Source organism: Bradyrhizobium sp. STM 3809 (assembly GCF_000239795.1).
Lineage (GTDB): Bacteria > Pseudomonadota > Alphaproteobacteria > Rhizobiales > Xanthobacteraceae > Bradyrhizobium.
The window spans coordinates 1-6,817 of the sequence record NZ_CAFJ01000210.1; the positions used below are offsets into that span (position 1 = coordinate 1).

Annotated in this window: 7 protein-coding genes; 4 read left to right on the forward strand and 3 right to left on the reverse strand. The window is 64.9% G+C overall.

Going from position 1 to position 6,817, the window contains the following annotated elements; genetic code table 11:
- Positions 1-280: 280 nt before the first annotated feature.
- Positions 281-1,057, reverse strand: a complete 777-nt coding sequence (locus BRAS3809_RS11390) for a L,D-transpeptidase (protein WP_008962247.1) — start codon at positions 1,055-1,057, stop codon at positions 281-283.
- A 626-nt stretch (positions 1,058-1,683) separates the two neighbouring features.
- On the opposite strand from BRAS3809_RS11390, the gene BRAS3809_RS36560 reads away from it, so the two are divergent.
- Positions 1,684-1,821 (forward strand): hypothetical protein, encoded by a 138-nt coding sequence (locus BRAS3809_RS36560; protein ID WP_157872536.1) that lies wholly within the window; start codon positions 1,684-1,686, stop codon positions 1,819-1,821.
- A gap of 52 nt (positions 1,822-1,873) precedes the next feature.
- Here BRAS3809_RS36560 and BRAS3809_RS11400 read toward each other — a convergent pair whose 3' ends face one another.
- The gene (locus tag BRAS3809_RS11400) at positions 1,874-2,449 is read right to left on the reverse strand and encodes a hypothetical protein (RefSeq protein WP_240535648.1); all 576 of its coding nucleotides are present in this window, start codon (positions 2,447-2,449) and stop codon (positions 1,874-1,876) included.
- Positions 2,450-3,123: 674 nt separating this feature from the next.
- On the opposite strand from BRAS3809_RS11400, the gene BRAS3809_RS11405 reads away from it, so the two are divergent.
- Together BRAS3809_RS11405 and BRAS3809_RS11410 are read left to right on the forward strand one after the other, a co-directional pair.
- Positions 3,124-3,984: a hypothetical protein gene (locus BRAS3809_RS11405; protein ID WP_240535649.1), complete on the forward strand. Its 861-nt coding sequence runs from the start codon at positions 3,124-3,126 to the stop codon at positions 3,982-3,984.
- A gap of 276 nt (positions 3,985-4,260) precedes the next feature.
- Positions 4,261-4,935, forward strand: a complete 675-nt coding sequence (locus BRAS3809_RS11410; protein ID WP_008962252.1) for a dienelactone hydrolase family protein — start codon at positions 4,261-4,263, stop codon at positions 4,933-4,935.
- A gap of 45 nt (positions 4,936-4,980) precedes the next feature.
- Here the strand turns inward: BRAS3809_RS11410 and BRAS3809_RS11415 are convergent, their stop codons facing one another.
- On the reverse strand, positions 4,981-5,178 hold the full coding sequence (locus BRAS3809_RS11415; RefSeq protein WP_170323275.1) for a hypothetical protein: 198 nt from the start codon (positions 5,176-5,178) through the stop codon (positions 4,981-4,983).
- A 400-nt stretch (positions 5,179-5,578) separates the two neighbouring features.
- On the opposite strand from BRAS3809_RS11415, the gene BRAS3809_RS11420 reads away from it, so the two are divergent.
- Positions 5,579-6,631 (forward strand): hypothetical protein, encoded by a 1,053-nt coding sequence (locus BRAS3809_RS11420; RefSeq protein ID WP_008962254.1) that lies wholly within the window; start codon positions 5,579-5,581, stop codon positions 6,629-6,631.
- The last annotated feature ends 186 nt before the right edge of the window (positions 6,632-6,817 follow it).

Consider the following 6,817-nt stretch of genomic DNA (forward strand, 5'->3'; position numbering starts at 1 on the left):
CGGGGCTGTTCCGCGGCGCACACGAGGAAATCGTCCTTGAACACGCTTAGCGAGCGACTTTCCAACGCTGGTGTCGTCCTGCTGCATCACAACAACAGGCCAGGTTCGTCACCGGTTGCGCGGCTCGGCCGAGCCGACCTGCGACTCACTCGACGAAATTTAGCGATGACATTTAGCGATGACGGTCGCATTCGCGACCGACGAACTTTCGACCGTGTATCGAACGTTGTTAGCTGATGGTCACGATGACGATCATCGGCGTGCCATTCTGCGCATGGACCTATTTGCAGGATGCGGTCTGGCTCGAGGCCCACCATCGCCATCGCGATGCACCGCCTGACCAGCACGATGCAGGCAGGACTTTGAAGCCGTACAGAGTCGACGACGGTTGAGCCGGTTGCGCCGGTTCCGGCGGCGCGTTCTGGGCCAACAGACTGGTCGATAGGCGCCGCTCCGGCGTCGCGGGCCTCGGCGCTGGCGGAGTCCTCGCCGCCATCGTTCGATTGCCGCGCGGCTGCGGCGGCGGCTCCCCCTCGGGCGGCTCTCGATAGCGGACCATGCGCGGCTCCGGTGGAAACGGTCCCTGTCCCGCGGCGGGCTCGGCTCTCGGGGCGGGATCGTCCGGCCGCGGCGCGTCGGTCACTTCGATGGTCGTGTGTTCCGGACCTTCCTGCAGCACGAGATCGAACAGCCGCGCGGCATGCTGCGGATGCAGCCGCACGCAGCCATGCGACGCCGGGCCGCCCAGCCGGTCGATCGCATAGCTGCCGTGGATGGCGTAGCCGTTGTGAAAGAAGATCGCATAGGGCATCGGCGAGTTGTAGTAGGAGCTCGAGAACCAGTTGCGCTCCATCCGTTGCGGGGCGTAGACCCCGCTCGGAGTCGCGAGATCATCGCGGCCGGTCGAGACCGGCCACATGTAGCGGATGAAGCCGTTCTGGATGACGAGCATTCGCTGCGTCGACTTGTCGACGAGGATGTCCAGTCTGGCCTCGGCCTTGTCGAGGCTGATGAGCCATGCCAGCGCTGCGGCGATGATCACGACATGGCGACGCATCATGCACTCCGGGTGTTGTGCTGCCGTGAATGAGGCGAGCAGTCGCAGTGGTTTGTCGGCCGAATGAGACTCCGGATGTCGTCGCGCCTCGCCGGGTGCCCGGCGGCGAAGTACGAACATCCGCTATCGGCTGGTCGCTGGTTCGATTCTCTGACCATGGTCTACGACTCTCATGTGTCGGTGAATGGTGGGAAATTCCGGATTGCGGCGTGGCGTCCGGCAGCTCCGCTTCGGTCGCGCCGTGCGCCGGCCGGCAGCATCACGGGCCGCTGCGTCTCCGGCGGAAACCGGCTTGCGGCCTTGAACGTTCCAACTAATCCCGCAAAAATGTCCGAATCAGGCGGCCTTTTAAGGGCAAGCGCGATGGGGAGTCGCGACCATCCAGGCACGGGGCGGCGACCAGGTCGCCTCGCCGGCAGCATCCAGGGCACAATGCGCGGCGCGGGGAAAGCAACGGCACGTGTCAGGCCAGCTGTTCTGAATAATGGTGTTTCGAACATTGGTGTTGCGAGCATTGGTGTTGCGGGCAGTGCGTATCAGCCGCGGGCGGCATCCGTGCCGTGCTTGTCGTGCTCGATCGCGCGAGCGCCTTCGAGTTCTCATCGCAGCGTGAGGGGAGACACGCAGTGAACTTTGTTTTTGTGCTGTCGTTGCTGACGGTCATTCTTGCCGTGCTGAGCGTCTTCATCGAGATCCCGATCGTGAGCAACTACGCGTTCTGGTTCGCGGTGGGCGCCTACGTCATGCTTGCCGGTACGAAATAGTGCCGTCGTGCTGAATTCCTTGCCGGGGGTGGCTGCTGCGATCGTCGCGCGCTCACGGTGAGCCGAAGCTGCCGAGGAAGTCCAGCACCCCTGACTCGATCATTCCCAGCGGGCCTCGCGGCAACGGCCGCGAGACCTCTGCGGCGCTGTAGGCGCCATAGGGAGCCTGGTCGCTGAACGGGACGGCACCCGATCCCGCGTCCCAGACCGCCGCGGGAGGCCGCGGCGGAGGGTCGAACCGATCGGCCACGGGTTCATAGCCGTAGCGTCCCGGTCCGTCGTTGGAGCTGTAGGGCGTGGGCCAGCGGCGTCCGACTCCGCCATCACCCCAGGGATAGGATCGATAGCTGCGATAGGGATAGTCGCCGCCGTGACGACCGTAGCCGCAATATGAGCAGCCGTAGTGGCGCGCAGGCGAGCCGTAGCGCCGCTCGACATATTCGCGTTCGACGTAGCGATAACGGCGCTCGTAGACGAGGCCGGGTCGCGCCGTATGGCAGCGTCGATAGCATCCGCATGGCGAGCATCGATAAGGACCGTAGCTGTAGCCGCAACGATAGCCGCACGAGCTCGGGCGGTAATAATAGCCGTCTCCATAATAGCCGGCTTGCGCAGAGGGTGAGATCATCAGCGATCCCAGCCATACGATCGCGCCTGCGATGATCCATCTGAAAAGGCCGTAGCCCGGCGGGCGAGCGGTGGCGGGGCCGTCCATCGTAACCTCCAACATGTGTGCGCTTGGTCGAGCCATAATCGTGGCAAACAATGAGACCGAAGTGCGACCGATCGCGCGTGCGGACGATGCGGGAAGCGGTGATCGATGCGTGCAACCGGTGACGCGGCAGCCTGAGTAGTTCGTCTGTCAAATCTTGTTTGTCGACGTAAGTGAAAGAAAACAGGACTGATTTGGGATGGGCGATGGAGTGGGGATGCGGTCGCTTTGAGCCGTGCAATTTGAATTAACGATGTTCTCGAAAGATTGTCGCGATGTGAAGTGTGAATCGTCGGTCGGAAGTTTTGGTGATGCCATGTAGTTCATGGCTTGCTCGCACCGATCTCGTTCGTGCCGGAGAGTCGATGGGAGGTCGGCGGTTTTTGCGTACGGAAAGATGTTCCGGTGGGCATTTTTTGACGACGGAAGGAATGTCCTAATTAGTAGGAGTTAGTAGAATAATCTCAGGACGTAACAAATAAGTTCGGTCTTCACGATAATGCCTGAATTGCGCGTCATGGTCTCGGGGTCATCCTTGGTTCTCGTTGGCTTTTTCAGGCGAGTCGTTCATGACCCATGAGGCCTTTGCGTTGTCGCCGATCTCGGCGCGTGCGACTCGTCCCGACGAGGGCGACTATGAAGCGATCCGCGAGGCGTTCATGGAGACCGAGCGCGGCCGCTGGTTTCTGGGCGAATACGCCAAGCGCAACCGCAACTCCGATACCCGCATGGTGCTCGACGAGGTGGCGCGACTCGAACGCGTCGTCGCGGCGCTGCAGCCGGCACCGATCGAGCCGCCGCCGAGCGAGATGGTCGCGGCCATGATGAGCCTCGTCGACGAGGCTGCGGAGGTTGCCGCGGTGGCCGCGGCAAGCCTCGCGATCGACGCCCGGCTGGCGCCGATCCGGACGGGTGCGCGAATCCTGGAGGAGATCTCGTGGCGCTGGCGGGAGATCGGCTCGGAGGCGCGGACGTGCGACTCGATCGATGCGCAGGTACAGGCCATCCAGGACAGCTGTCGGCAGCTCTCGGCGATTAGGATCCCGGACACGATGAGCGCGGCCTTCGACTTGATGCGGAGGAGGCTCAGGGAACTTGCCGAAGCAAGCGGCGTCGAGCTTCCGCGGGCCGCCGAGACGCAGCCGATCGTCGACCCCGCGGCCGCGGACATGCCGCTGGCGGGCCAGGACGGTCGACAGGCCCGTGTCGAGCTCCGGGCGCGGCCGGCGTCGCTCGACGCTGGGCGGATCGAACCAGGATCATGCGAGGCCGCCGGCGCCGCATCGTCGGCCCCGGCGCGCCGCCACAGCGCGGCCGAACCGCCGTTGCAGTTGCATCCCTCGCTCGGGCCGACGCCGTTCGCCGCCCACGCGCAGGCCGAACCGGCGTCCGATGTGCTCTCGGCCATTCGCCGCATGAGCCTGACCGAGAAGATCACGTTCTTCGCTTGACGACCTTCTCTCTGGACGCGAGCCGCGTGCAGCAGGCGAGATGGTCTGGGTCGGGTCCGCTGGAGAGTTCCCATCGCTGCCGCCGCAAGAGAAAGGCTGCAGCGGCCGATGATCGCGATCGTTTCGTGCCGCCTGCAGCGATCACCAGCCCTTGATCCGCCGAGCGGAGGGATCGTCCACGGCGCGACGGCCGTGAGACTCGGCCAGTCGCGCCGCGCACGTATTTGCGCTAAACCGCAGTCGCAATGTCCCGACCAGAAACTGCGGAGGATCATCATGGGCACACTGATCAGCTTCAAGCGGCCCGACGGCCAGGAGGCCAAGGGCTATCTCGCCAAGGCGGCCAAGGCCGATGCGCCCGGCGTCGTCGTCATCCAGGAATGGTGGGGCCTGCAGGACCAGATCAAGGGCATGGCCGACCGCTTCGCGCTCGCCGGCTTCAACGCGCTGGCGCCCGACCTCTACAAGGGCACGGTGGTGCCGTATCACGACACGGACGCGGCGGGCCGCGAGATGAACTCGCTCGACTTCATGGATGCGACGACGCAGACCGTGCGCGGCGCCGCGCAATATCTGGCACGCAACGGCGCCAAGGTCGGCCTGACCGGCTTCTGCCTCGGCGGCGCGGTGACGATCATCGGCGCCACCAAGATCGCCGAGCTCGCCGCCGGCGTCGTATTCTACGGCATCCCGCCGGAGCAGGCGGCGAAGCCCGCCGACGTCAAGATTCCGCTGCAGGCGCATTTCGCCAACAAGGACGATTGGTGCACGCCGGCGCTGGTGGATGGCTTCGAGGCGGCGATGAAGGCCGCCGGCAAGTCGCTCGAGCTGTATCGCTACGACGCCGAGCATGCCTTCGTGAACGAGCAGCGCATGACCGTGCACGATCGCGCCGCCGCCGAACTCGCCTGGGGCCGCGCCACCGCGTTCTTCCACAAGCATCTCGGATGAGGTGAGGGGAGCGGCGCGCTGCTTTTGCGGTTGCGCCGCGCGGTCTCACGCCGCGCCGGCGGCCTTCTCGGCAGCTTCGTCCTGCAGCGGCTCGGCATCATCGGCGGCCAGTCCGTCCGGCTGGTCCGGGCCGTCGACCGAGGGCGCCGAGTCGGCGGAGCGCCGACGACGCTTCGTCCTTTTCGCCTGCGCCTCGAGGAAGCAATCGAGCAGCGTCTGCTGCTTCGGGAGCGCATGCGACACGGAAGGCTGTTTGCCGCGAGCCATGTTAACCAAGGTAATTCAATATGGTTAACCAATCATTGCCACACTATTGCAGATAGACAACAGTGTTGCCCGCCGGCCCATCCAAGTTATGTAACTTTTTGGGATCATGGCAACCGGCGGTAGGTGGATAGCGCTGCCTGCACGCGCGCAACATGAGGTTGTGACGCTCGGCACAGCTGCCGGCTGCAGATTTTGACCCTGTCGCAGCGGCCTTATGCCCGCGAATCACCGCAGAATTTTGAACCTTTGAGCGATGATCATGTTCGGGGCCGCGCGCCTTCGTTCAGCTTGCGAACCGGGCTGCACATCCCGGTTTGCATCGCCGAAACAATCTGAGGTAGTCTTTCGCTCGTCCTTCTGCTGACGGAGCAATGCGGTGCGTGTCGCCTTCGCGCTCGCCGGGCTGGGCGGCTTGAATGCCCATGGCGCCGGCTTTCTCGACACCGCCCGCACCTGGGGCGTCACGCCGGACCTGGTCACCGCAAGCTCGGGCCAGATCCTGGTGCTTTCGGCTTGGCTGCAGGGCCATGACCTGCGCGACCAGCTGATTTCCTCGGACCGTGCCCGCGATCCAGCCTCGCAACTGCGCACCCTGGTGTTCGGCTATCCCGGCGTCTTCCGTCCGGCCTACGCCGAGGCGCTGGCGCGTTTTGCCGCCTGGCCGGACTGGCGCGACGGGCCGTTCAACGTGCTCGCCGACCGGCTGCTGCCCGCGCAGCAATATGTCCCGGTGCGTAGCGAGGCTGATTTCATGCAGGCCGCCGAAACCCTGAACGGCACCGCGATCGGCGTCGTGTTCAACACCTACGATCCCGAGACCGGCACCGGCCATCTCTACGGCAACGATGCCGCCCGCGCCCTGCTGCCGGCGGAGAAGTCGATTCCGAATGCCCATGCCGCCAAGGCGCAGCGCTCCGCCGCGAAGCGCGACCTGCGCTACGCCTCCGACATCAGCGCCGAGCGCGCCATCCGCCCGATCACGCCCGAGGCGATCAAGGCCGCGCTGTGGCTGTCGCTGTACGGCTTCACCAAGCTGCCCGACGGCCAGATGGACGGCGCCTATCACCGCGCCTGCATCGTCTCCGAGCTGCACGGCTTCGACCGCGTCTTCGCCGTCCGTCCGCTCGCCCAGGGCTGGCGGGGGCAGGCGCCCGCCAACTGGTTCGAGGTGCAGGACTGGACCACCGAGATGTGGTTCTCGGTCGGCTACAAGGCCGAGGTCGACGCGCTCAAGCGCATCAACGACCTGATCGCGGCCGGCGTCATCACCGACCCCAAATACAAGAGCGTCGAACTGGTCGAGATCCAGCCGGAGACGCCGGCCGGCTATTTCAACTATTTCGTCGAGCGCGGCGAGGTGTATGAGAACGCGGTGACGGCGACGGAGCTGAAGTTCAAGGAGCTGGGGCTGGTGAAGCCGGGGACTTGAGAGGAGCGGCTGCGATGCATGCGCCGCGCGAGGGGTCATTTCCGCACGCTTGAATGCGACCTCACCCCGACATCGGTGAGCTCCCCTCCACCCTGCGGCAGGGCTATCGCATATGACGATCGGAGTTTGGCGCCGGTCCATTTCCACAACGTCATGGCCGGGCTTGTCCCGGCCATCCACGTCGTT

Excerpts from the sequence above, each read along its gene's own strand:
- BRAS3809_RS11400 (WP_240535648.1), bottom strand. The coding sequence starts at position 2,449 with ATGATCTCACCCTCTGCGCAAGCCGGCTATTATGGAGACGGCTATTAT.
- BRAS3809_RS11390 (WP_008962247.1), bottom strand. The coding sequence starts at position 1,057 with ATGCGTCGCCATGTCGTGATCATCGCCGCAGCGCTGGCATGGCTCATC.
- BRAS3809_RS11410 (WP_008962252.1), top strand. The coding sequence starts at position 4,261 with ATGGGCACACTGATCAGCTTCAAGCGGCCCGACGGCCAGGAGGCCAAG.